The sequence below is a fragment of the Rubritalea tangerina genome, from assembly GCF_042683245.1.
Classification (GTDB): domain Bacteria; phylum Verrucomicrobiota; class Verrucomicrobiia; order Verrucomicrobiales; family Akkermansiaceae; genus Rubritalea; species Rubritalea tangerina.
Genome location: NZ_JBHUJB010000005.1, coordinates 1 through 22,401, shown reverse-complemented (window position 1 = coordinate 22,401; position 22,401 = coordinate 1). Strand labels below are relative to the sequence as shown.

24 protein-coding genes and 1 tRNA gene are annotated in these 22,401 nt (G+C 51.2%); 21 read left to right on the top strand and 4 right to left on the bottom strand.

What is annotated here, in order from left to right:
• The first annotated feature begins 284 nt into the window (after positions 1-284).
• Positions 285-1,916: an oleate hydratase gene (locus tag ACFSW8_RS00215; RefSeq protein ID WP_377086034.1), complete on the top strand. Its 1,632-nt coding sequence runs from the start codon at positions 285-287 to the stop codon at positions 1,914-1,916.
• 206 nt (positions 1,917-2,122) lie between these two features.
• Here ACFSW8_RS00215 and sucD read toward each other — a convergent pair whose 3' ends face one another.
• Genes sucD through sucC form a run of 3 tightly spaced genes read right to left on the bottom strand, consistent with a single transcriptional unit; the run spans position 2,123 to position 4,645 of the window.
• The gene (sucD, locus tag ACFSW8_RS00210; RefSeq protein WP_377091330.1) at positions 2,123-3,013 is read right to left on the bottom strand and encodes a succinate--CoA ligase subunit alpha; all 891 of its coding nucleotides are present in this window, start codon (positions 3,011-3,013) and stop codon (positions 2,123-2,125) included.
• Between the two features lie 41 nt (positions 3,014-3,054).
• Positions 3,055-3,411, bottom strand: coding sequence for a four helix bundle protein (locus ACFSW8_RS00205; protein ID WP_377177150.1), 357 nt, complete (start codon positions 3,409-3,411; stop codon positions 3,055-3,057).
• A gap of 46 nt (positions 3,412-3,457) precedes the next feature.
• Positions 3,458-4,645 (bottom strand): ADP-forming succinate--CoA ligase subunit beta, encoded by a 1,188-nt coding sequence (sucC, locus tag ACFSW8_RS00200; RefSeq protein WP_377091355.1) that lies wholly within the window; start codon positions 4,643-4,645, stop codon positions 3,458-3,460.
• 271 nt (positions 4,646-4,916) lie between these two features.
• On the opposite strand from sucC, the gene ACFSW8_RS00195 reads away from it, so the two are divergent.
• The 20 genes from ACFSW8_RS00195 (at position 4,917) to lpxA (ACFSW8_RS00100) (ending at position 21,835) form a co-directional block, all read left to right on the top strand.
• On the top strand, positions 4,917-5,195 hold the full coding sequence (locus ACFSW8_RS00195) for a BrnT family toxin (RefSeq protein WP_377086042.1): 279 nt from the start codon (positions 4,917-4,919) through the stop codon (positions 5,193-5,195).
• A 4-nt stretch (positions 5,196-5,199) separates the two neighbouring features.
• Positions 5,200-5,484: a CopG family antitoxin gene (locus tag ACFSW8_RS00190; RefSeq protein WP_377177148.1), complete on the top strand. Its 285-nt coding sequence runs from the start codon at positions 5,200-5,202 to the stop codon at positions 5,482-5,484.
• A gap of 11 nt (positions 5,485-5,495) precedes the next feature.
• Positions 5,496-5,936: a VanZ family protein gene (locus ACFSW8_RS00185; protein ID WP_377086045.1), complete on the top strand. Its 441-nt coding sequence runs from the start codon at positions 5,496-5,498 to the stop codon at positions 5,934-5,936.
• A gap of 121 nt (positions 5,937-6,057) precedes the next feature.
• Complete coding sequence (gene rpsU, locus ACFSW8_RS00180; RefSeq protein WP_377086046.1) at positions 6,058-6,309, top strand: 30S ribosomal protein S21; 252 nt, start codon at positions 6,058-6,060, stop codon at positions 6,307-6,309.
• A 227-nt stretch (positions 6,310-6,536) separates the two neighbouring features.
• On the top strand, positions 6,537-7,289 hold the full coding sequence (locus ACFSW8_RS00175) for an ABC transporter permease (protein WP_377086048.1): 753 nt from the start codon (positions 6,537-6,539) through the stop codon (positions 7,287-7,289).
• Between the two features lie 8 nt (positions 7,290-7,297).
• On the top strand, positions 7,298-8,902 hold the full coding sequence (locus tag ACFSW8_RS00170; protein ID WP_377086050.1) for a DUF7088 domain-containing protein: 1,605 nt from the start codon (positions 7,298-7,300) through the stop codon (positions 8,900-8,902).
• A gap of 15 nt (positions 8,903-8,917) precedes the next feature.
• Complete coding sequence (locus ACFSW8_RS00165; protein ID WP_377091331.1) at positions 8,918-10,867, top strand: DUF4340 domain-containing protein; 1,950 nt, start codon at positions 8,918-8,920, stop codon at positions 10,865-10,867.
• 26 nt (positions 10,868-10,893) lie between these two features.
• Complete coding sequence (locus ACFSW8_RS00160; RefSeq protein WP_377177146.1) at positions 10,894-12,108, top strand: aminotransferase class V-fold PLP-dependent enzyme; 1,215 nt, start codon at positions 10,894-10,896, stop codon at positions 12,106-12,108.
• A 48-nt stretch (positions 12,109-12,156) separates the two neighbouring features.
• Positions 12,157-12,930 carry an acyl-ACP--UDP-N-acetylglucosamine O-acyltransferase gene (lpxA, locus tag ACFSW8_RS00155; protein WP_377086057.1) on the top strand — a complete coding sequence of 258 codons (774 nt, stop codon included), beginning with the start codon at positions 12,157-12,159 and terminating at the stop codon, positions 12,928-12,930.
• A 6-nt stretch (positions 12,931-12,936) separates the two neighbouring features.
• On the top strand, positions 12,937-13,113 hold the full coding sequence (locus ACFSW8_RS00150) for a hypothetical protein (protein WP_377086059.1): 177 nt from the start codon (positions 12,937-12,939) through the stop codon (positions 13,111-13,113).
• Entirely contained in the window at positions 13,089-13,340 is a 252-nt protein-coding gene (locus ACFSW8_RS00145; protein WP_377086061.1) for a hypothetical protein, read from the top strand. Before ACFSW8_RS00150 ends, ACFSW8_RS00145 begins: the two co-directional genes overlap by 25 nt.
• A 241-nt stretch (positions 13,341-13,581) precedes the next feature.
• Complete coding sequence (locus ACFSW8_RS00140; RefSeq protein ID WP_377085797.1) at positions 13,582-14,091, top strand: peptidylprolyl isomerase; 510 nt, start codon at positions 13,582-13,584, stop codon at positions 14,089-14,091.
• Between the two features lie 105 nt (positions 14,092-14,196).
• Complete coding sequence (locus ACFSW8_RS00135) at positions 14,197-15,651, top strand: protein adenylyltransferase SelO (protein ID WP_377091624.1); 1,455 nt, start codon at positions 14,197-14,199, stop codon at positions 15,649-15,651.
• A gap of 96 nt (positions 15,652-15,747) precedes the next feature.
• Positions 15,748-15,835, top strand: a tRNA-Leu gene (locus tag ACFSW8_RS00130).
• Positions 15,836-16,789: 954 nt separating this feature from the next.
• Complete coding sequence (locus ACFSW8_RS00125; protein WP_377177144.1) at positions 16,790-18,145, top strand: MBL fold metallo-hydrolase; 1,356 nt, start codon at positions 16,790-16,792, stop codon at positions 18,143-18,145.
• A gap of 102 nt (positions 18,146-18,247) precedes the next feature.
• Positions 18,248-19,081, top strand: coding sequence for an FKBP-type peptidyl-prolyl cis-trans isomerase N-terminal domain-containing protein (locus ACFSW8_RS00120; RefSeq protein WP_377086066.1), 834 nt, complete (start codon positions 18,248-18,250; stop codon positions 19,079-19,081).
• Between the two features lie 87 nt (positions 19,082-19,168).
• Positions 19,169-19,849: a metal-dependent hydrolase gene (locus ACFSW8_RS00115; protein WP_377086068.1), complete on the top strand. Its 681-nt coding sequence runs from the start codon at positions 19,169-19,171 to the stop codon at positions 19,847-19,849.
• 12 nt (positions 19,850-19,861) lie between these two features.
• A complete protein-coding gene (ispF, locus tag ACFSW8_RS00110) occupies positions 19,862-20,347 on the top strand; it encodes a 2-C-methyl-D-erythritol 2,4-cyclodiphosphate synthase (protein ID WP_377086069.1) in 486 nt (161 codons plus the stop codon).
• A 6-nt stretch (positions 20,348-20,353) separates the two neighbouring features.
• A complete protein-coding gene (radC, locus tag ACFSW8_RS00105) occupies positions 20,354-21,052 on the top strand; it encodes a RadC family protein (protein WP_377086071.1) in 699 nt (232 codons plus the stop codon).
• Positions 21,053-21,064: 12 nt separating this feature from the next.
• Entirely contained in the window at positions 21,065-21,835 is a 771-nt protein-coding gene (gene lpxA, locus ACFSW8_RS00100) for an acyl-ACP--UDP-N-acetylglucosamine O-acyltransferase (RefSeq protein WP_377091332.1), read from the top strand.
• Between the two features lie 28 nt (positions 21,836-21,863).
• Here the strand turns inward: lpxA (ACFSW8_RS00100) and ACFSW8_RS00095 are convergent, their stop codons facing one another.
• The gene (locus ACFSW8_RS00095) at positions 21,864-22,325 is read right to left on the bottom strand and encodes a hypothetical protein (protein ID WP_377091333.1); all 462 of its coding nucleotides are present in this window, start codon (positions 22,323-22,325) and stop codon (positions 21,864-21,866) included.
• Positions 22,326-22,401 lie beyond the last annotated feature (76 nt).

The following is a 22,401-nucleotide window of genomic DNA, read 5'->3' as shown; positions in this document are numbered from 1 at the left end:
GAATCGCCCCCCTAACTAGCAATATTTCACCACTCAAATAGACAATTATGAGTACCCACCCTTGTGTCTTAGATTCGATCACCCTAACACAGACGTAATAATTAGGTCTCCAGTGACAGAGCATGAGAACTTAGGAAAATTCATCGCAGTTAAACTTCGTAAACCTAAATGATACTCACCTCATCAGTTTGGAGATCTTTTAATCTTCTTAGCATTTGTTTTACCCTGTTTTCTCGGTGCTGATTAAGTTTGAAGCAATCCAACATCAACTGATAGAATGGAGCATGAATAACACTCGTCATATTAACGATGGAGCTAAAATCTATCTGAATGGTCTGGGATTGGGATCAATAGCTACAGCCGTTTATCTGGTACAAAAGGTAGGTTTTGAGCCTAAGGATATCCATATTTTCGAACAGAACCCTGAGAAAGATTTAGTCGGAGGCTCATGTGACGCATCGACCAAGATCATCGATGGCAAGCCTGTCTATTTCATGCGCGGCAGTCGGATGTATGAAGACAAAGTGTATTGCTGCACGAAAGAGCTCTGGTCACTCATCCCTTATAACGACCATGAGTCATGCCTAGATGACCATGAACGCAATCGAGAAGAATGCAAAGTCGATACGGTAGTTCGACTATTACACGCAAATGGAGAAAAAGACAGTGGTCACAACCTTGGTCTGGGAGCCAGAGAGAGTATGGAGATGGCGCGATTAATGGCGACACCTGAGTCATTGATACCTGACGACGCAAAAATTACAGACTACTTCAGCGATACTTTCTTTGAAACTAATTACTGGTACATGTGGCGGGCTCTCTTCGCCTTCCAACCATGGCATTCTGCTGTCGAAATGCGCCGTTATATGCGGCTATTCTTCCACAGGATGTCAGATATGGAGAAGATGACTTCTCTTGAGCGTACTCGCTATACCAATTATCACTCTCTCGTTTTACCAGCACTCAGGCTATTAGATGATAAAGGTGTAAACATTCATTACAACACTCGCATCACTGATGTGGACTTTACGGGAAATGAAGACCAGCGCTGGATCAAACGGTTACACATAGAAAATAGAGAAGGCGTAGTACTAAGCCCAGTAGAGGTGCAAGCTCAAGATAGAGTTTTCCTAACAATTGGTTCCATCGTGTCCAATCACTCATTTGGCTCTCATCATGAACCCGTCTCAATGTCACAAAAAGGCCCTCTTGGAGGTGCTTATCTATTGTGGCAGAAGATATCATCCAAACAGACTGGCCTAGGGCGACCTGAACGTTTTATGCGTGATGTATCACTATCTAAAATGATGCATTTCACAGTGACTTTTAGGGGGAATCTATTTGAGCGAAAATTCCAATGGCTGGTTGAACGCCAAATGGGACGACAGAGCCCATTACCACTCACGCAATCACCTTGGATCATGCATGTCCATACCTACCGTCAACCCTTCTTCCCTGCACAGGCAACTGATAGCTGTGTGATCTGGGTTTCTGCATTAGGAGATCACCATTCAGGAGAATTCATAAAAAAACCTATGCATGAATGTACAGGGCGAGAGATTTTAGAGGAACTTCTTGGTCACTTATGGCCCGACATCGATGAGGATGAAAAAGTTGAAATCCTCGACACTTCTCACTGCATTCCATGTCGACTACCCTATGGCATATCTCAGTTCTTACCTCGTGCGCAGGGCGACCGCCCACCTGTAGTACCAAAAGGCTCTCAAAACTTTGCTTTGTTGGGCCAGTTTGTTGAAATCCCAGACGGGATTGTCTTCACCACGGAATATAGTGTACGTGGTGCGATTATCGCCATCAAGGAACTGGTTGACTCATCCATATCGCCACCACCCATGTATTTTGGCCAGCATGATCCATGGACGAGTTTAGCAACAGCCAAGGCCGTCATCAGATAGATAACATTCCTACCTCTATCCATTAGAGATCTATGAAATAGAGAGCTGCTGCTCGTGGTCATAATGACAAAAGCCCCCTGCCTTTACATGCCCCATAAGACATAAAAAACGCTCTCATATAACACGAGAGCGTTTTGAAATCTAAACTTTTAGTACGGTTCGGCAGAGATCTAACTACCGTTTACTAACGACTGCCTAGTTGAGCCTTAGAGCATTCCAACAAGGGTCTTGCCCATTTCAGAAGGAGTCTCGGAGACTGCGATGCCGCACTCAGCAAGGATCTTCTTCTTCGCTTCAGCTGTGTCGTCAGCACCGCCAACGATCGCACCAGCGTGACCCATACGGCGTCCCGGAGGCGCTGTAGCACCAGCGATGAAACCAGCGATTGGCTTCGAACAGTTGTCCTTCGCCCAACGTGCTGCTTCAGCTTCTGCGTTACCACCGATTTCACCGATCATAATGATCGCTTCTGTCTCAGGATCGTCATTGAACATCTTGAGAACGTCGAGGTGGGAAGTACCGTTGATTGGGTCACCACCAATACCCACACATGTGGACTGGCCGTAACCGAGTTCTGTAAGCTGGTAAACAGCTTCGTAGGTAAGAGTACCTGAACGGGAAACAACACCTACGTTACCACGCTTGTGAATGTAACCTGGAGCGATACCGATACGGCAACCACCGTGAGAGTTCTCGCCAGTACCTGGAGTTACGATACCTGGGCAGTTAGGACCGATAAGACGAGTCTTGGAACCCTGCATCGCTGCCTTCACACGCATCATGTCAGCCACTGGGATACCCTCAGTGATTGCCACAACAAGATCGAGCTCAGCGTCCACAGCTTCGAGAATTGCATCAGCTGCGAATGGCGGTGGAACGAAAATTGCGGAAACTGTAGCGCCAGTTTCTTTTGCTGCGTCAGAAACAGTGTCGAAGATTGGAGTCTTCTCACCGAATGTTTGACCGCCTTTACCTGGAGTCACACCAGCAACGATCTGTGTACCGTAGTCGATAGAAAGCTGTGCGTGCTTACCACCGAAACCACCAGTGATCCCCTGAACGAGCACCTTGGTGTTTTCATCTACTAAAATTGCCATAATATTATTAAGTTTAAAAGTTTGCAGTTCTCAGTTACCAGTTAGCCGTTTTGTAACTCCACTGAGTTAATGAGACCTTGTAGCATTTTTGAGATCTGTTTGTTTTCGTTTATTAGTTCGTTAGATTGTTCTGTTGAAATAATTTCCAGTTTGGTCGCTAAGTAAAGTTGAGTTCTTAGTTCTCCGTTGGAGCCTTTGGCTATTCTAAGAAACCGGATGAAATCTGGCTTTGTATCACGTTCCTGCCCTTCTGCTATATTTGAAGGCACAGAAACAGCCGATCTTTCCATCTGATTTTTTAATCCATAGTCTTTAGTCTCTTTCAGTGTTTTATAAATAACCAACGCCTGTCGACATGCCTTCTTCCAAACTTCCAAATCTTCAAACGACTTACTCATTTATCAAACTGGGAACTGGAAACTGACAACTGGGAACTAAAGATTGTTAGGCAGTCTTGACTGCCTCAACAATCTTCTGTGCTGCATCGTTGAGGTTGTCTGCGGAAATAACAGCAAGGTCAGACTCTTCGATAAGCTTCTTACCAAGCGCTACGTTTGTACCTTCGAGGCGAACAACAAGTGGAATAGTAAGCTCTAGTTCAGCTGCCGCTGCAAGAATGCCTTCTGCAATGATGTCACACTGCATGATACCACCGAAGATGTTCACGAGGATACCTTCTACGTTAGGGTCAGAAAGGATGATCTTGAATGCTGCAGAAACCTGCTCCTTAGTCGCACCACCACCTACGTCGAGGAAGTTGGCTGGCTCACCACCACAGTGCTTGATGATGTCCATGGTTGCCATCGCGAGACCTGCACCATTCACAAGACATGCAATGTTGCCGTCGAGACCAATGTAGTTGAGGTCAAACTTAGAAGCTTCCACTTCACGTGGGTCTTCTTCTGTTGTGTCGCGCATTTCTACGATCTCTGGATGACGGTAGAGTGCATTGTCGTCGAAGCCAAACTTCGCGTCGAGTGCGAGAACGTCACCAGCAGGTGTTACGACGAGTGGGTTGATTTCCACCATGTCACAGTCACAGGCGATGAAGAGCTTGAAAAGATTCTTCACCAGCTTAGCGAATTGCTTCGCTTGATCACCAGCAAGCTCGAGAGCTGCTGCAAGCTTACGAAGCTCGTATGGCTGAAGACCTGCGAGTGGGTGTACGAACTGACGGATGATCTTTTCAGGAGTCTTTTCAGCAACTTCCTCAATGTCCATACCACCCTCTGTGGATGCTACGATCACTGGGCTTGCGGAACCACGATCCATGAGAATCGCAAGGTAAAGTTCACGCTCGATGTCAGCGGACTCAGCGATCATTACCTTGTTCACGAGACGACCTGCTTCACCAGTCTGGTGCGTGACAAGCGTCTGACCAATCATCTGACTAGCAAGCTCGCCTGCTTCTGCAGGTGTCTTAGGGAAGTGAACACCACCCTTGAAACCATTTTTGAAAGTACCCTTACCACGACCACCTGCGTGAACCTGGGCCTTAATTACTAGGTCGTCGCCGCCAATTGCCTTGGCTGCAGCTTCCGCTTCTTCAGCTGTGCCTGCTACAATACCCTTAGGGCTTGGCACGCCAAACTTCTCGAATAGCTCTTTAGCTTGATACTCGTGAATATTCATGACTGTGAACGCCTTCATGGCGTAACGCGCGCGTTCTACGGGTATGACACAGAACGGTCAAGGTGAATCCGACTCCATTTGGAAAACTTCGTCGCTTTCTCATCACTCTTGATCATCAATCAAATGAATCACACTCATCCCCTCACACCCACTAACTTATCCTAACGGCTGTGTCTAATTCCTCTAAACTAACATAATATCCATACCCAAACACCCGTTGCATTTCTGTTGCCTTTTCCAAAAATCCATTAGATCCTCGCGCATAGCCATTATGGAACTCGACCTCATTGATGCCCAAATCGACCTCTCCAAATTCTCTCCCAGAGAAATCGAAGAGGTGCTGGAAGACCCCTTCACCATCCGCTTCCTACCTGATCACGACCGCCAAGATGGCGAGTCGAGATACTACATGATCGGCCGCACCGTAGGCGATAGATTCCTCTTCCTTAGCTTCTCCACTGATGGCAAAAAAGCTCGTATCTACGCCGTCCGCGAAATGACCGATGCCGAAAAGCGCTTCTACGACCGCCGCTACGCAGAATTTAAATAATCTCATGAAGACAATCTACCAATGGGCTGAAATCCCCGAGTTTCAGAACGAGCAAGAAGAAGCCGAATTCTGGAACCAACACGAACTCGATGCCAAACTCATGGTTGGCTCAATTCACGAGCCAGATTCTAAAGAATCTACCACCATCACCCTGCGCTTTGACCCCAGAATGCTCTCACGCATCAAGCGCATGGCTCGCTCACGCTACCTTAATTACCAGTCCATGATGAAACAATGGCTCTCGGAACGCCTTGAGGAAGAAGCGCGCCGTTCCGGATCTTCCGAATAGCCCCTCACCCTATGATCCGACTCACTCGACGCTTCATCCATTTCGGAAAAAAGCGTCCCATATTTTGGATCCTCGCTTGGGCCTCGTGGTTTATCACCCTCTGGATCCTCTCTTCAGGTAACCCCGCACCTGAAAAGACTCCCGATATCCCACACTTGGATAAAATCGTCCACTTCGGCTACTTCTTCGGCGGCGCAGGCCTCTTCTGCGCTTGGCTCACCCACCACTTCCAAAACCTTTCCTCACGAACCTGTGTCCTCATCTCGACCCTCATGGGCGCCATAGTTGGCATTATCGATGAATACCACCAAAGCTTCACTCCCGGTAGAAGTGGCAACGACCTAGGTGACTGGATTGCAGACACATCAGGAGCTCTCGTGGGCGCTATCACCATGCTCTGGGTGATCAAGTTAACATCCACCCCCAAAAAAAGCGCTCATACCTCCAACTAGGCCACACCACTCCCCACCTTCTCGTGGTGAAATATTTTTCACTCCCAAGCTTGACAGATCCCGCATTCCTTCTTAGCTTCCGCGCCCGACCTGATTTTAACAAAAATTTTCTATCAATACCATGCGTGGAGTAACTATCAACAAAGGTGAGCCAGTAGATCGCGCCCTCAAGCGCCTTAAGTCCCTTCTCGACAACGAAGGCATCCTCGAAGAAATGCGCCGTCGCCGTGCATTCGAAACACCAGTTCAGCGTGCACAGCGTAAAGCTCGCTCAGCATCTAAGCGCAACCGTCAGCGCTTCCGTTACACAAGCCCAACTCAAGACGCAGCAGCTGCTGCAGCTAAAGAAGCTCGTCTTTCGGCTGACGCATAAGCAAACCATTCAGGTCAGATAACTTTCGGGGCATCCTTTTCCAAAGGATGCCCCTTTTTTATTCCCTACACCCCCGCCAAGCACCAAGCTCCACCCCATACCCTCATACGAGCACCATTATTTGAGACAAGAATGCTGCCCCATTCCCCTAATACCCAACAAGAGCTACGATTAATGCTTGGAATCTCCCACCATTCCAACTACCAACAGCCCAGCAGTCGACAGCCATGCGAACCTTATACATTCTTTACAAAAAAGAGCTTAAGCACTTTCTAACCACCCCTTTCGGTTGGATCGTCCTAGCTTTTATCATGCTTCTGCAGGGGTTTTCTCTCACCTCCGTGCTCGAGCAATATGAAAAAGCGCCCGTGCAGGTCAACTTGCTCTTCTCCACTTTGTCCACCCCCATCTTCTGGTTCTATTTCATCTTCATCTTCCCTCTCATCACGATGAAGCAATTTGCAGAGGAAGAAAGAAGCGGCACCCTCGAAAGCCTCATGACAGCTCCCGTTACTACCTGGCAAGTTGTCTTCTCCAAATACCTCTCGTCCTACACCTTTTACCTCGTCCTCTGGCTCCCAATATTGCTCCACCTGCAAATCTTCTCCTGGGTCACTGGCACACCCGCCCCTGTCGTAAATGCCGAAATTTTCGGTGCTTTCGGCATCCTCATGCTCATTGGCTCATTCTTCATCGCCGTCGGAATCTTAGCCTCAGCTCTGACCTCTAGCCAAATCATTGCCGCCATCATCACCTTTGGCGCCCTCGTGTTCCTGATTTTCATGGGCCTTATCCCCAGCATTGCCGGTGATTCATTCCAAGGTGCCGTCCTCTTCCACTACATCTCAGTCCATGAACATCTCTCCTACTTCTCTCGTGGACTCGTAGACCTCAGGCCCATTGTCTTCTACCTATCAATGGCCACCTTTACTCTGCTTCTTACCCACCACATCGTCGATTACCGACGCTGGAAACACTAATCGCGCCCATGGCTGATAAACCAAACTCAACTCAAACTGAGCTGCTCGACGACACTTCTGCTGAATCCTCCTCAGTGAAGAAGATCAACCGCTTTGGCCTTGGGACTCTCGCAATCTTCCAGCTCGCCCTCGCCTTCATCTCTGTCGTCTTACTCAACTTTCTCTCCTGTACCAACCACCAACGCTTCGACCTCACCCGTCACGCCGATTACACTCTCGCTGAAACTACCACCCAGTTTCTCGCCAGCCCAGAGGTACAACAACGTCAACTTCCCATCAAAATCAAAGCGGTTCTGAAACAAGAATCCCCCTACTACCTCAGACTCCGAGCCCAACTCGAAAACTACAAGAGACTCTCCGAGAACAATATCGAACTCGAGTTCATCGACCCAATCCACGATCGCGACCGCCTCCAAGACTTCGCCACTACCTACCAACGCAAAGTCGCCGCCGAAACAATCCTCATCGATGCCCGCAACGCTCTCGTCGATGCTGAAAGCTCTCCAGATGAAGAGAAAATCGACTTGGTAAAGCACATCCGTAGCATCCCCATCGATATGCTCTTCGTCGAAGATATCGACCGCTACAATCAAAAGTATATCTCCGCGTGGAATGATGAAGCCGTCATCACCTCTGCCCTAGTGAGTGCCGTTGAGGGCACCCCTAGACGCTTCTACTTCATCGTCGATAAAGCACGTATCGACGAACAAACGAAAGGCACCCCAGCTTGGAAAAACTTCCAACGCCTCCTCAACCAACAAAATATCGAGCTCCTCCCCCTCCAAATCTCTGCCACCGAGAAAATCCCTGAGGACGCTGAGGGAATCGCCATCATCGGTCCCGCATTCGACTTCGATGAACGCGAAATTGATACCATCACCGAATACTGGGACCGCCCTTCCGCCAGCATTTTCATCACCCTCGACCCACAAGCTAAGCTCAAATACCTCAAACGCTTCCTCCGCGAATACGGAATCTCACCACAAGATAATCGCGTCATCAGTAAAAGCACCAGCGGCCAGACTCTCACCGCCGCCCGCGCATTCTTTACTCAAGGACCAGAACCAAACAAAGGGCTCGCGCATCAGGCAACGCAACTCGACGGCCCAAGCTCAGGCCTCGAAGTCATGAGTAAAAATGACCGTCTCACCATTCGCAATATCAACCCCTTCTCACTCATCCAGGCTGCTGACGGTTGGTGGGGAGAGAGTAAATACGCCGCACCAAACCCAAGCTTCGACCCACGTGAAGATCAAGGTATCATCGAAGGTGCTGCCAACCCAACTCCCGTTCATATCGCTGCAGCCGTAGTACGTGGCCGTGAAAATAGTGACCTCACAGCCCCTCTTACCTCCCGCATGGTTGTCGTCGCTAATACTGACTTTCTCCGACCAGAAAATGAGCGCGAAGAAATGAGCCAATTCCTCAACTCCACAGTCAACTGGCTCATCGGCCGTGAAAGCCTCATTGGCATCCCACCAAAGTCCGTATTCAGAAAGAAAATCACTATCCAAGCGGCCCACAAATCCTTCATCGATCAGCTCATCCTCATTTATCTCCCGGTGACCACCTTACTCATTGCTCTGGTGATTTGGAATAGCCGACGCAACTAACACCCTTTTGCACACTTGAAGACCTTTGTCTCCATCTTCCTGATTCTCAGCACCGTCGCTCTCAGCATCATGAGCCTCGTGCAACTCGGCCAAGTCGACTTCGCTAGCGAGTTTTCCAACGCCGACGCCAAGCCCACAAACACCAGACTCTTCGATCACGACCTCCGCGCCACCGCCAATGTAGTCATAGAAAGTAATCGCTTCCCTACTCACGCATTTTCCTACAGCCCAGAAAATGGACTCTGGATGGGCGTTGAGCCATGGCAAGATCGCGCCGACGGCCCCAAAGCCATCGAAAAACTGGTCCTCTTCGCCCTCAATGCGGAAATTCAAGACAGCCTCCCGGCCACCCCCGACAACCTACAAGCCCTCGGATTCGAAGAGCAAGCAATCAACATCCTCTTCACCAATAGCCTCAATGACACCATCGCCAACTTCTCCATCGGCGCCACCTCAGCTTGGCATAAAAAAATCGAAGGCAAACAAGAACTCCTCATTCCAACCGTCTATCTTCGCCTGAGAAACTCCGACCTGGACGACCACATCTACCTCTGCACCGACACCACCGGAGACATTCAGAAACTCTTCTCCGATAAACTCACCCATTTCCGCGACCACCGCCCATTCGCACTCAACATCCAAACCCTCAACCAAGTCAGACTCCTGCGGGACAAAACGGAAATCCTCCTCACCCATCCCACCCCCAATGCCCCCTGGATGCTCACCAAGCCACTCGAACTTCCAACCGACCGCTCAGCCGTCATGAAGTTCCTCGCCAACCTCTCAAAACTTGAAGCGATTGCCCTCCACTCCACCGACTCAGTCACTCTCCCAGAATCCAGCGATAGCCAATTCGAAATCGCAGTCACCACATTTGGCTCAGATGATGAGACGACTCTGAAAGTATTCCCCCCCACCGAAGGTGCTGGCTCGTGTTACGCCACCGTCAGTAACCGCGATGTCGTCTTCGAACTCCCCCTCATCGCCACCCCCAATACCTCGAACTATATTACCCAACTCCCGAAGTCGGTCAATGAACTGCGCTCACGCCAGATGATGCAATGGCCAAAGGCGCTCCGCGCAGACCTGCGCTCGGTCATTATCCGCACTCCCGCAGCACTCGCTGAACCCGTCATTATCGGGCGCATCCCCGGCGAGCCCTACCAGCTCATCACCAATGAGGGCAAACAAACCATCGATGAAAGTGTCTTCGCTTCTCTCATGCAATCTCTGGCTGCCACCCCCGTCAAAGATTTCGCCAGTGACGCCGCAACCGATTTCTCCCCCTTCGGCCTCGATCAACCACTTCTTCTTATCGACTTCCTATTCTTTGAAGGTCAGCCAATCCAACTGCGCTTTGGAAAAGTCACTCAAGCCGCCACCACCGCCAACACCCCACCAACGGAATCCTACTTCGCAAACCTCCGCGGAAGCCCTATCGTCTGGGAAGTCAACTCCGACCTCATCTCCAAAATCCCCACACGCTCCTGGCTCTGGAAACCACGTGAAATCTGGACCCTCCCAGTCATCGATATCACCCAATTCACCGCTCAGCGTAAAGGACAAGAAAAACTCACCGTCAACTACGACTACCTTGAGGACACCTTCACCGCCACACTCGGCGATCAAGACATGACCCCCAACCTCCTGCCACAACGCGCAAAATTCTTCCTTAACGAAAACCACGTCCTCACCGCTCAACGCCGCCTCAGCCCCAACGACCCAGCCGCCCACGAGGCCCTCAAGGACCCCATCTTCACCACCACTATCACTGTCCAAGAATTTGACAACCAAGGGCTCCCATCACAACTTTCCACCTACCAGCTTGACCTGGCAAAACCAAACAAATCTGGCTCAAGCGCCTTCTACTACGCTAAAGCCAATAACATAGAAGGCTACTTCACTCTCAATATCGAAACCGTGCGCAAGCTCGCCGCGCTTGACCTCTTCGAAGACCAAGACTAAGCGCAGCTCCACATTCATTCCTAGCCATGAACCTAGAGATCCGTCAGCAATTTCCCGTTCTCGACCAGCAGATCAATGGCAGACCGCTCGTCTACCTCGATAATGCTGCCACCGTGCAGAAGCCGCTCGCTGTTCTGGAAACCTCGCGCCGCTATTACTCAGAGATCAATGCCAACATCCACCGCGGTGTCCATTACCTCTCGCGAAAAGCCACCGACGCCCACGAAGCTGCCCGCACCACGATCGCCAAGTACCTCAATGCCCCTCACGAACACGAGATCATCTTCACCTCTGGTACCACAGATGGGATCAACCTCGTCGCAGACACACTCGCCCTCTCAGGCAAAATCACCTCCGACGACCACATCCTCATCTCTGGCCTCGAACACCACTCCAATATCGTCCCTTGGCAAATGCTCTGCCAACGCACCGGTGCCACTCTCGATGTCATCCCCGTCACCGACTCTGGCGAGTGGGATCTCACTAATATCGATGCCCTCCTAACCAGCAAAACAAAACTCGTCGCAGTCAACCAAGTCTCAAACGCCCTCGGTACCATCAACCCCATCGAGACTGTTATTAAAAAAGCCAAAGCTCACGGTGCTTGGACACTCATCGATGGTGCACAATCCACCCCACACATGGCCATTGACCTCCAAGCTATCGACTGCGACTTCTTCGTCTTTTCCGGCCACAAAACCTACGCACCCACCGGCATCGGCATCCTCTGGGGACGCTCCGAACTTCTCGAAATGCTCCCACCTTGGCGCGGTGGTGGTGAAATGATTAAAGAAGTCACCTTCGAAAAAACCACCTACAACGACCTTCCCTTCAAATACGAAGCCGGCACCCCAAATATCGAGGGAGGCATCGCGCTCGCCGCAGCCCTCACGTGGATGCAAGATCTCGGCCTAGACACCATTGCTGCACACGAAAACCATCTCCTCAAGCTTGCCACCGAAGGCCTCTCTGATATTGAGGACATCATCCTCTATGGCACCGCCCCTCATAAAGCCTCAGTCCTCTCCTTCGGCATCAAAGGCGTCCACCACTACGATTTAGGAACCCTCATGGACCAGATGGGCGTGGGCGTCCGTACTGGCCACCATTGCTGCCAACCACTGATGCAGCGCTTTGGAATCACTGGAACCACCCGCGCTTCCTTTGCCATCTACAACACGGAACAAGAAGTGGATGCCCTCATCACTGCTGTAAAGAAAGCAACCATGATGCTTCGCTAGAAAAGGCTTTATCCTTTCTCCCTAATCCTTTCTACTTCTTCTAACTTTATGGTGCATCCAACAGCCATTATCTCAGACTCTGCGACCATCGGTAATGATGTTACCATTGGCCCCTATTGCGTGATCGGCGACAATGTCACTGTCGGCGACCGCTGCGAGCTGAAGTCTCATGTCGTCATTGACGGCATTACTGAAATCGGGGAAGACAATGTCTTCTACCCCTTCTCCGCTATCGGTCAACAAACTCAAGACCTCAAGTTCGCCGGAGACCCCACATTCCTAAAAATCGGTAACCGCAATACTTTCCGCGAAAATACCACCATCCATCGCTCCACCAGCACCGAAACCCCCACCACCATCGGCGATGATAATAACTTTCTAGCATATTCCCACGTCGCCCACGACTGTGTCGTCGGTAGCCATTGTATCTTTTCAAATAATGCAACCATCGGCGGCCATGTGCTCGTCGAGGACTATGTCATCATCTCTGGCCTCTCCGGCGTCCACCAATTCTGCCGCCTCGGCGCACACTCTCTCATCGGTGGTTGCACCAAGGTCGTCCAAGACGTCCCCCCCTTCACGATCGTCGATGGCTCCCCCGCCGCCGTCCGCTCGATTAACCAAGTCGGACTCCAACGCCGAGGCTTCACCGATCAGGATATCGCCTACCTCAGACGCGCATACAAACGCATCTTCCTTAAAAAAAATACCAACCTCGCAGTCTCACTCGCTGAACTCAAAATAGCCGACAGCGCTAACAACCGCCACGTCCAACACCTCATCAAGTTCCTTGATACTGCTGAGCGTGGTGTCATCCGCTAGTCACCCATGGACCTCGACGCACTCAAACAAGCGATCCAAGCACTCCCTGCCCCCCAACGCAAAGAACTCGCCATCTACCTCACCCACCTCGAGCTCGTCGATGACAGCCAGTACTTCGAAACTCTGCGCCAGCGTATGAATGACCAGCTAGACCAGTCATGGATAGATATCGAGGAACTCTAATCAAACCACTGCGTCTCCACCCAGACGCTGTCGCACTCCTCCCTCCCGCCGGCCAACGCCGTGATATCCTCCTCAAAACTCTCCGACGCATCCAAGTCACCCCCTCAGAATCCTCCGACTTTCGCTGGGAAGATACCTCCATCCAAGTCACCTGCTCAGTCGGCTACTCTATCAGCTGGTTAGAACGGGCCCAACACATTCTCATCCTCGACCTGCGCCAACAATAATCTGCGGCCCACTCGATGAGACCACTTCGTGATGGAAATGAGACAAATGACAGTGCGATGTGCGCCGCGTGAATGAAGAGCTCGCCTCATTGATTAGAACATGGCCACTCTCAACTAGAGCCCCACAATGCCCTATTCCATACTCCTAAAATGATCAGTAGTCACTTTTGAAACTCGAAGCAGTACAAGCCTGCGCTTTTTCCTTTATCCTCATGACAGCCTAACCTAACTTGCTTCCACTATGAGCGACCTCGCAGACATCAATATCACAATCACCACAAACAAAGGTGACATCGACCTCACTCTCTTCCCAGCTGACGCCCCCGTCACTGTCGCTAGCTTTCTTAACCTCGCATCACGCGGCTTCTACGACGGCATCGTCTTCCACCGCGTCATCCCGAACTTCATGATCCAAGGCGGCGACCCAACAGGCTCTGGTATGGGCGGCCCAGGCTATAAATTCGAGTGCGAATGCAAACCAGCTATCCGCAAGCACGACAAGCCAGGTATCCTCTCCATGGCCAATGCTGGACCGAACACAAATGGGTCACAATTTTTCATCACCCACCTTCCAACACCGCATCTCGACGGCAACCACACAGTCTTCGGTGAGACAACAAAAGGACAAGACGTCGTCGACTCCATCGGCCAAGGTGACAACATCGAGAAAATTACCATCCACGGTGACACCTCTGCTCTCTTCGCTGCACAAGCGGACCGCATCGCGGACTGGAATGCGGTCTTGGGATAAACCTTGACCCTTCTGGACAAACTTGACCTGTCCCTACCACTTTTAAGAAACCATCAGCCCTTCAGCCCATTGTGCTGCAGGGCTTTTTCATGCAATAGTTCCCCAATGCCTGCCATCCCATTCGATAATTCCTATGCCACCCTCCCCGAGAGCCTCTACACAAAGCTCCCCCCCGAATCCGTGCCCTCACCAAATCTCATCTGCGTGAATCGCACACTGGCTAAGAAACTCGGCATCTCACCAGAATTTTTGCAATCACCCGAAGGGCTCCAAGCTCTCTCAGGCAATGCTATCCTCCAAGGATCAGAACCTCTCGCCCAAGCCTACGCCGGGCACCAGTTCGGTCATTATTCCCCTCAGCTCGGAGATGGCCGCGCCATCCTTCTTGGCGAAATCATCAGCCCCAGCGACGACCAACGCTACGATATACAACTCAAAGGTTCAGGCCGCACCCCCTACTCCCGCGGAGGCGACGGCAAAGCCGCTCTCGGACCAGTCATGCGTGAATACATCCTATCCGAAGCGATGCACGCCCTCGGAGTCCCGACCACCCGCGCACTCGCTGCCGTCACTACCGGTGAAATAGTCGTGCGCCAAGATGGCCCTCAACCTGGTGCTATTTTCACCCGTATCGCCTCCAGCCATATCCGAGTGGGAACCTTCCAATGGTCGGCTGCCCAAGGAGACACAAACCTTCTCCGGTCCCTCGCTGACTACACGATCGACCGCCATTACCCATCCGCTCGAAATCACACTTCCCCCTACCAATCCCTGCTCTCGCAAGTCATCGATGCCCAAGCCAAGCTCGTTTCACAGTGGATGGCCCTCGGCTTCATCCATGGAGTCATGAATACCGATAACACCACCATCTCTGGCGAAACCATCGACTATGGCCCTTGTGCATTCATGGATAAATTTCACCCCAACTGTGTCTTTAGCTCCATCGATGAACAAGGTCGCTACGCATGGGGAAAACAGGCCAGTATCATCCTTTGGAACCTCACGCGCTTCGCCGAAACACTTCTTCCTCTCATAGATGAGAACACCGACACTGCCATCGCCATCGCCGAAGAGACACTCTCAAGCTTCCAGCATACCTTCGAATCACTCTACCTCGCTCGTTTCAGAGATAAACTAGGCCTCCCCCCCACTGCTCCCGTCGCCATCATCCAAGACCTCCTCCAACTCATGGCCGATCAAGAAGTCGACTTCACCCTCTGCTTCACCGAACTCACACGCAGCCTCGCTAGCAATGACAACTCACCCCTCGCTGCTCTGTTCCTCGACCCACACAGTATCACACTCTGGACCCAACAATGGAAACAACACATCGAGCCTGATTCAGCCCTCAAAACCATGCGCCAACATAATCCGGTGCGCATCCCCAGAAACCACCGAGTCGAACAAGCCATCCAAGCCGCATACCAGGGCGACTTCGCCCCCTTTCACCAACTCAATAAAGCACTCACCTCCCCCTATTCGGAATCCACTCAGCACGCCGATTTCGAATCCCCACCACTCCCCCACGAAATCGTGCGCGAAACCTTTTGCGGTACCTAAACCACAACACATTCCAAAAAACTCACCCATTCTTGTAGAAAATCCTTGCCAAGCCCCCAGAATCCATTAGAAACCCCGCACACCAAACAACACCTCGCTCGGGTGGCGGAATTGGTAGACGCGCTAGACTAAGGATCTAGTGGCCATTGCGGCCGTGGGGGTTCGATTCCCCCCTCGAGCACCACTTTTTCTCTAAAACGCTTTCCTCACCGAAAGCGTTTTTTTTTGCCCACATCCACATTCCCTCCGAGGGGGGGATGAGAACCCCTCCGCAGCAACGCAAGGACCACGGTTTGAATGCCACAGCGTGCATCACGCCGCTTCACTCAGCAATGCGGAGGAGCATTGCTAGAAACCGCATGACCTGAGCAGAGCGAAGATATTCCCCCCTCGAGCACCATTTTTTCTCTAAAACGCTTTCCTCACCGAAAGCGTTTTTTTGTGTCCACATCCACCTTCCCTCCGAGGGGGGATGAGAACCCCTCCGCAGCAACGCAAGGACCACGGTTTGAATGCAACAGCGTGCATCACGCCGCTTGGCTCAGCAATGCGGAGGAGCATTGCTAGAAACCGCATGACCTGAGCAGAGCGAAGATATTCCCCCCTCGAGCACCATTTTTTTCTCTAAGACGCTTTCCTCACCGAAAGCGTTTTTCTTGTGCCCACAAAAAAGCCCCATCAGCAAAGACTGTGAGGCTTCAAATAGGATTGAGGAGGAAAGTCCTTTAGTTGACCTTGCATGGGTTACCATACTCAGCGTGGTCCTGCACACTTGGCCATACATCACAATTGCCCTTCCCACAGCTTGCACTGCAGTTCGTTCCACCCGTATTGCAACAGGAGCTTGTAGCAAAAGCCAGCACCGCTGCGCCAGCACCAATGAGTAGTTTTATTTTAGCCATAACCTACCTTCTATCAGAATTTTAGTGAGAGGCAATACATCTCTTCAGATATCTGAATATCAGTGAGAACCAAAATAATCAAAACACCCATTTCACACTCGGCCAGCAGTCCCTCAGATTGCGACCAGCTCAATCATGATTCGCAATTCTATCTCAGCTCAATCCTCGCTCCCTATCCCGAAAAAACAACTCGCTTTTCCCGCAACCCTCAGAAACACTGCGCCCACACAAACACTATGTTTTTTCAAAATCTTGCACGACAAAACGACATTGGCGCAAACTGCTACCTCCTAGAAACGAGCGATAGCAACATCGTGCTTGATTCAGGCATGCACCCAAAAGAAGAAGGAATCGATGCTCTCCCCGCCCACCATGAACTCCCACCTCACAGTGTGGATGCCATTGTGCTCTCGCACGCCCACCTCGACCACGCAGGTACCATTCCTGTCCTGATGAGAGACCAGCAAGATGCACCTCTTTACCTCACCCAGCCCACTGCCGACCTTGCCAAAGCCCTGCTGCATAACTCGGTCAATGTGATGCAACACAAACGCCTCGAACTCGGCATCACCGAATACCCGCTCTACGGTCACCGCGAGCTCGACCGCCTAGCCACTCGCTGGGAACCCAAAAGCTACCTCACCCCATGGAAAATCAACCGTGACACCAAGCTCACCTTCCACGATGCCGGACACATCCTCGGCTCCGCCGGCGTCATGGTCGAATCCGACAATAAGCGGATCTTCTACACTGGAGACATCCAGTTTGAAGACCAAACCCTCATCACTGGCGCTCGCTTCCCCGAAGAACACGTCGACACGCTCATCGTTGAAACCACTCGTGGTGCCTCCCCTCGCCGCCCAGATTACGACCGAGATGAGGAAGAACAACGCCTACTCAAAGCCATCCTAGACACCCTCGAGCGTGGTGGATCTGCACTCATTCCAGTATTTGCCATGGGCAAGACTCAAGAGGTCCTCACCATGATCCATAAGTTCAAGACCGCAGGCCTCCTCCCCGAAAAAACACCGGTCTACATGGGAGGTCTCAGCACCAAGATGACCCTCCTCTTCGACGATCTCTCCGACTCAACAAGCCGCAAAGTCCCCGACTTCAAAATCCTTGAAGATATGGATATTAATACCGGCTCTAAAAAACATAAAGGCGCCCCCATCACTTACCGCCCAGGTTCCATCTTCTGCCTCTCCAGTGGTATGATGAGCGAAAATACCACCTCAAATATCTTCGCCCAAACCTTTATCTCCAACCCCAAAAATAGCCTCCTCTTCGTCGGCTATGCCGATCCAGAAACCCCCGGAGGAATTATCCGACAGACTCGTCGCGGTGATATCGTAAAACTCAGCAAAGACCAACCACCAGTCGTCCTCGACTGCCCAGTCGAAATCTTCGACTTCTCAGGCCATGCGACCCGCGATGCCATCCTCGACTACATCCTAAAAATCAAACCAAACCAAGTATTCCTCGTCCACGGTGATTCCCCAGCTCTCGAGTGGTTCCAACAACAAATCAGCCAAAAACTCCCACAAACAGAATGTGTCATCCCCACCCCAGGTAAGAAATACACACTCTAGCCAAGCAATTAAACAATCCCCCACTCAAGCCACGCTTCCACTACAGACACTCAATTTTATCGACGCCTCCCCCCAGACACAGGCACAATCAAGACCTCAATTATGAAGAAACAACTAAGCATCGCCGCATTCGGCATCGCACTCAGTTCCTCAACATTCGCTCAGGAACCCACCCCAGCTCCAGCTGCTGAAGATAAAAAAGCACCCGCCGCTGAGGAAAAGAAAACACCCGCCCTCAGCCCAGAAGAGATTAAGTCACGTACCTCCTACGGTATCGGCTACCAAAACGCTTTCCAACTCGCTAATGCTGGCCTCATCGCCTCCGACTTCGATAAAGACGCCTTCTTCAGCGGATTCCAAGAAGCACTCAACGGCGCTGAACTCAAATACACACCTGAACAACTCGACGCCGCCATGCAGGCACTCCAAGCCTCACTCATGGAACGCGATAAAAAAATTGGCGAAGAAAACCTCGCCAAAGGTAAAGCATTCCTCGAAGAAAATGCTAAAAAAGAAGGTGTCAAAACCACCGAAAGTGGCCTCCAATACATCGTCCTCGAAAAAGGTGGCGACAAAAAATACGAAGCTCCTAAAGATGCCCCCAACGGCATGGACATGCAGTCCGAGTTCCTCGTCAACTACCGCGGTACACTCATCGACGGCACAGAATTCGATAAATCACCAGAGGGCACACCCGTCCCATTCACCCTCCAAGTAGTACCTGGCTTCGCTGAAGCCCTCAAAGCTATGCCCATCGGTGCGAAATGGAAAATCTTCCTCCCCGCATCCCTCGGCTATGGCGAACGCCGCCAAGGCGCGAAACTTGGACCAAACTCCGCCCTCATCTTCGAGGTCGAACTTACCGAAATTCGTAAACGCCAAATGCCACAAGGAATGCCATTCCAGCTCCCTCCTGGCGCCATCCCAGGCCAATAAATCATCCCATCCACTTTTCCAAGCCGTTGAGAACTTCTCAACGGCTTTTTTACTTCTCAAAATTCCAATCCAACGCATATTCCTAACATGAACCTTACCTTCTACGGACACTCTTGCTTTGCTGTTGAAATCAACGGCTGTAAACTTCTCTTCGACCCCTTTATCTCCCCAAATTCACTCGCCGAAAAAATTGATATCGATTCCATCGAGGCTGACTTTATCCTCCTCTCACACGGGCACGAAGACCACCTTGCGGACGCAGAAGCTATCCTCAAGCGTACCGGTGCAACACTCATCTCAAACTACGAAATCGTCTGCTGGTATGGAGAAAAAGGTATCACCCAAAGCCACCCGCTCAACCACGGCGGCTCAGTCAAACTCCCATTCGGAAAAGTCAAATTCGTCAATGCCGTTCATTCCTCAGTCCTGCCTGACGGCTCCTACGGCGGTAACCCCGGTGGCTTCGTCATCGAATCTGACGAAGGTAATTTCTACTACTCCGGAGACACCGCTCTCACCTATGACATGAAGCTCCTGGGCGAGTTTCACAAGCTCGATTGGGCCGCCCTCTCTATCGGCGATAACTTTACTATGGGCTTCGAAGATGCCGCCATTTGCGCCGATTGGATCGGTGTAGATAAAATCCTCGGTGTCCACTACGATACTTTCCCCTACATCACCGTTGAACAAGCCGCCGCACGTGACCACTTCGCTGAGAAAGGAAAACAACTCTACCTCCCAGCAATCGGCGAAAGCATCAATCTCTAACAACTTCTAACTATGAAGATTCGTACAGGCATCGGATATGATGTCCACCAATTCGCTGAAGGCAGAAAATGCATCTTAGGAGGTGTGGATATCCCACACACTGTTGGCCTCCTCGGCCACTCAGATGCAGATGTCCTCTGCCACGCCATTGCCGATGCCATCCTCGGAGCCCTCGGTCTCCCAGATATCGGCTACTACTTCCCCCCAAATGACGATTCTATCGAGGGCATTAGTTCACTCGATATCCTCAAAAAATGCAAAATGCTCGCAGATGAAAAAGGCGCCGAACTACAAAATGTAGATTCCGCTCTCGTTGCTGAAGCCCCCAAAATCCTCCCCCACCTCGCAGAGATGAAGGCAAACATTGCCAACGCTCTCAACCTCGTCCCAGAAGATATCGGCATCAAAGCCACGACAAATGAGACCATGGGCTTTGTTGGTAGACGTGAAGGGATCGCTGCAATGGCTACCTGCTGCCTCATCATTCACAAATCCTAGTGAATCATGCCTAGTGCGCGTATCAATGATCTCCCAGAGGAACAAAGACCACGTGAAAAACTCACTAAGTGGGGGCCTCAGTCTCTCAGTAATGCCGAGCTCATTGCCATCTTCCTGCGCGTCGGAGTTCCAGGTAAAAGTGCGATACAAGTCGCTCAAGAACTGCTCGACCACCATGGCAACCTCCGCTCACTAGGCAGAGCGCCCGTCCAACAAATAGCACAGCAACATGGCATCGGCCCCGCTAAGGCCGCCCAAATTGCTGCAGCTTTTGAGCTTGGCTTGCGATCCGCAAAGGAAGAAATCAGCCACACTTCCCTAGCAAGCCCAGAATCCATTGCCCAACTGATGCGCCCCATCCTCGACCATCAAAACCATGAAATGGTCTACCTACTACTCACTGACTCTAGGCTCCACCACCTTCGTACTATCGAAATATCCCACGGCTCGGTCGATGAATCCCTCTGCCACCCCCGCGACCTCCTTCACCATGTGATCCTGCACCAGGCTTGGGGCTTCGTCCTCATCCATAACCATCCAAGCGGTGACCCCACTCCCAGCCAAGCTGACAAATCACTCACTCAAAGAGTTCTTGAAGCAGCTAACATCATGCAAACTCGATTCGTCGACCACCTCATTCTCGGAGCCCCAAGCGCACAGCATGACTCCTACTATTCATTCCGAGAGCACGGTCTTATCAATTAACTACTGAACTTTATGATTCATCCATCAGCAATCATCCACCCTGACGCAACCATTGGTGAGAATGTCAGCATCGGCGCATTCTCAATCATCGATGCCAATGTCACCATTGGTGACCATTGCTCTATCGACCCACATGTCTGGATCTCCGAAGGTACCACCATGGGTTCCCATAACCAAATAGGCTTTGCCTCACATATTGGCGGCAACCCACAAGACACCTCATTCGATACCTCTATTAAATCCAGTGTCGTCATCGGCAACAATAACGCCATTCGTGAACATGTCACCATCCACCGTAGTACCTCCGAAGGAGGACAAACCACTGTTGGTGACAACAATATGCTCATGATCAACTCTCATCTCGCCCACGATGTGCACCTTGGAAACCATAATAACCTCGCCAACAGTGTCCTCGTCGCAGGCCATATCCACATCGGGAGCCATTGCTTCCTCGGTGGCGGAGCCGGATTCCACCAATTTATCAAAATTGGCGACTATGCCATTTGCCAAGGAAATTCCGCCATCACGAAAGATATTCCCCCCTACTGCATGGCACATGGTCAAAATAAACTCGCAGGCCTCAATGTCATTGGCCTCAGGCGCGCTGGTTTCGACGGCAACGCACGAAAGGAAATTAAAGCACTCTATAACCTGCTCTTTAAAAGTGGCCTCACCATGACAGAAGCTCTCGCTCAAGCCGACCAACAAGAATGGTCAGATGCGGCTTCCCTCCTCCTTCAGGCAGCCCATCATCCATCGCGTAAAGGTATCATGATGGCCTGAAGAAAGCCTCCCCCCACTGAACAAAACACTACTTATCGCTTTCAGCCGCCTGGCTACTGTGCACTCTGAGGCGTGAGAACACTCTAGGAAGCTCTTCCCCAGTAGGTGATATCCTGATCTCATACTCCCTCAGACCTTGACCCAATACCCTTGCACTCGAACGAGTCGTCGCCCCCGGTAAACTTGCCCCCCACTGCTGGAGATCAGTCGAAAATTCAGCATTGAGACTAAGCCAAGTAGGTAACTCGCGCTCATAGTAGCGAAGGATTGCCTCCCCACCACTAGCAGTTTCCATCTGACCTCCAGGAATAGACCTCCCATCCCTAGGGTCGCTGCCAGCGGCAAATTCAATAACATCTAACACACCATCTAAATCTGAGTCCTGCGCCCCCAAAGCTGAAAGCCCTCCAGCCACCTCTCGCTCGTAGGTATCGGGAATAGCATCAGAGTCCGCGTCGAACTGGGTGTGATTGCCCACAAATTGCTCCACTTCGAGTGCCGATGAGCTTCCCCACGGATTTCGGTCAGGGAGTGTCTAAATTATTGGTAGGTTAGTTAGGCGACTT

Excerpts from the sequence above, each read along its gene's own strand:
- rpsU (WP_377086046.1), top strand. The coding sequence starts at position 6,058 with ATGCGTGGAGTAACTATCAACAAAGGTGAGCCAGTAGATCGCGCCCTC.
- ACFSW8_RS00140 (WP_377085797.1), top strand. The coding sequence starts at position 13,582 with ATGAGCGACCTCGCAGACATCAATATCACAATCACCACAAACAAAGGT.
- ACFSW8_RS00205 (WP_377177150.1), bottom strand. The coding sequence starts at position 3,411 with ATGAGTAAGTCGTTTGAAGATTTGGAAGTTTGGAAGAAGGCATGTCGA.
- ACFSW8_RS00160 (WP_377177146.1), top strand. The coding sequence starts at position 10,894 with ATGAACCTAGAGATCCGTCAGCAATTTCCCGTTCTCGACCAGCAGATC.
- ACFSW8_RS00190 (WP_377177148.1), top strand. The coding sequence starts at position 5,200 with ATGAAGACAATCTACCAATGGGCTGAAATCCCCGAGTTTCAGAACGAG.
- ACFSW8_RS00150 (WP_377086059.1), top strand. The coding sequence starts at position 12,937 with ATGGACCTCGACGCACTCAAACAAGCGATCCAAGCACTCCCTGCCCCC.
- ACFSW8_RS00215 (WP_377086034.1), top strand. The coding sequence starts at position 285 with ATGAATAACACTCGTCATATTAACGATGGAGCTAAAATCTATCTGAAT.
- ACFSW8_RS00185 (WP_377086045.1), top strand. The coding sequence starts at position 5,496 with ATGATCCGACTCACTCGACGCTTCATCCATTTCGGAAAAAAGCGTCCC.
- ispF (WP_377086069.1), top strand. The coding sequence starts at position 19,862 with ATGAAGATTCGTACAGGCATCGGATATGATGTCCACCAATTCGCTGAA.
- ACFSW8_RS00175 (WP_377086048.1), top strand. The coding sequence starts at position 6,537 with ATGCGAACCTTATACATTCTTTACAAAAAAGAGCTTAAGCACTTTCTA.
- ACFSW8_RS00115 (WP_377086068.1), top strand. The coding sequence starts at position 19,169 with ATGAACCTTACCTTCTACGGACACTCTTGCTTTGCTGTTGAAATCAAC.
- ACFSW8_RS00135 (WP_377091624.1), top strand. The coding sequence starts at position 14,197 with ATGCCTGCCATCCCATTCGATAATTCCTATGCCACCCTCCCCGAGAGC.
- ACFSW8_RS00195 (WP_377086042.1), top strand. The coding sequence starts at position 4,917 with ATGGAACTCGACCTCATTGATGCCCAAATCGACCTCTCCAAATTCTCT.
- sucD (WP_377091330.1), bottom strand. The coding sequence starts at position 3,013 with ATGGCAATTTTAGTAGATGAAAACACCAAGGTGCTCGTTCAGGGGATC.
- lpxA (WP_377091332.1), top strand. The coding sequence starts at position 21,065 with ATGATTCATCCATCAGCAATCATCCACCCTGACGCAACCATTGGTGAG.
- sucC (WP_377091355.1), bottom strand. The coding sequence starts at position 4,645 with ATGAATATTCACGAGTATCAAGCTAAAGAGCTATTCGAGAAGTTTGGC.
- ACFSW8_RS00120 (WP_377086066.1), top strand. The coding sequence starts at position 18,248 with ATGAAGAAACAACTAAGCATCGCCGCATTCGGCATCGCACTCAGTTCC.
- lpxA (WP_377086057.1), top strand. The coding sequence starts at position 12,157 with ATGGTGCATCCAACAGCCATTATCTCAGACTCTGCGACCATCGGTAAT.
- ACFSW8_RS00170 (WP_377086050.1), top strand. The coding sequence starts at position 7,298 with ATGGCTGATAAACCAAACTCAACTCAAACTGAGCTGCTCGACGACACT.
- ACFSW8_RS00145 (WP_377086061.1), top strand. The coding sequence starts at position 13,089 with ATGGATAGATATCGAGGAACTCTAATCAAACCACTGCGTCTCCACCCA.
- ACFSW8_RS00125 (WP_377177144.1), top strand. The coding sequence starts at position 16,790 with ATGTTTTTTCAAAATCTTGCACGACAAAACGACATTGGCGCAAACTGC.
- radC (WP_377086071.1), top strand. The coding sequence starts at position 20,354 with ATGCCTAGTGCGCGTATCAATGATCTCCCAGAGGAACAAAGACCACGT.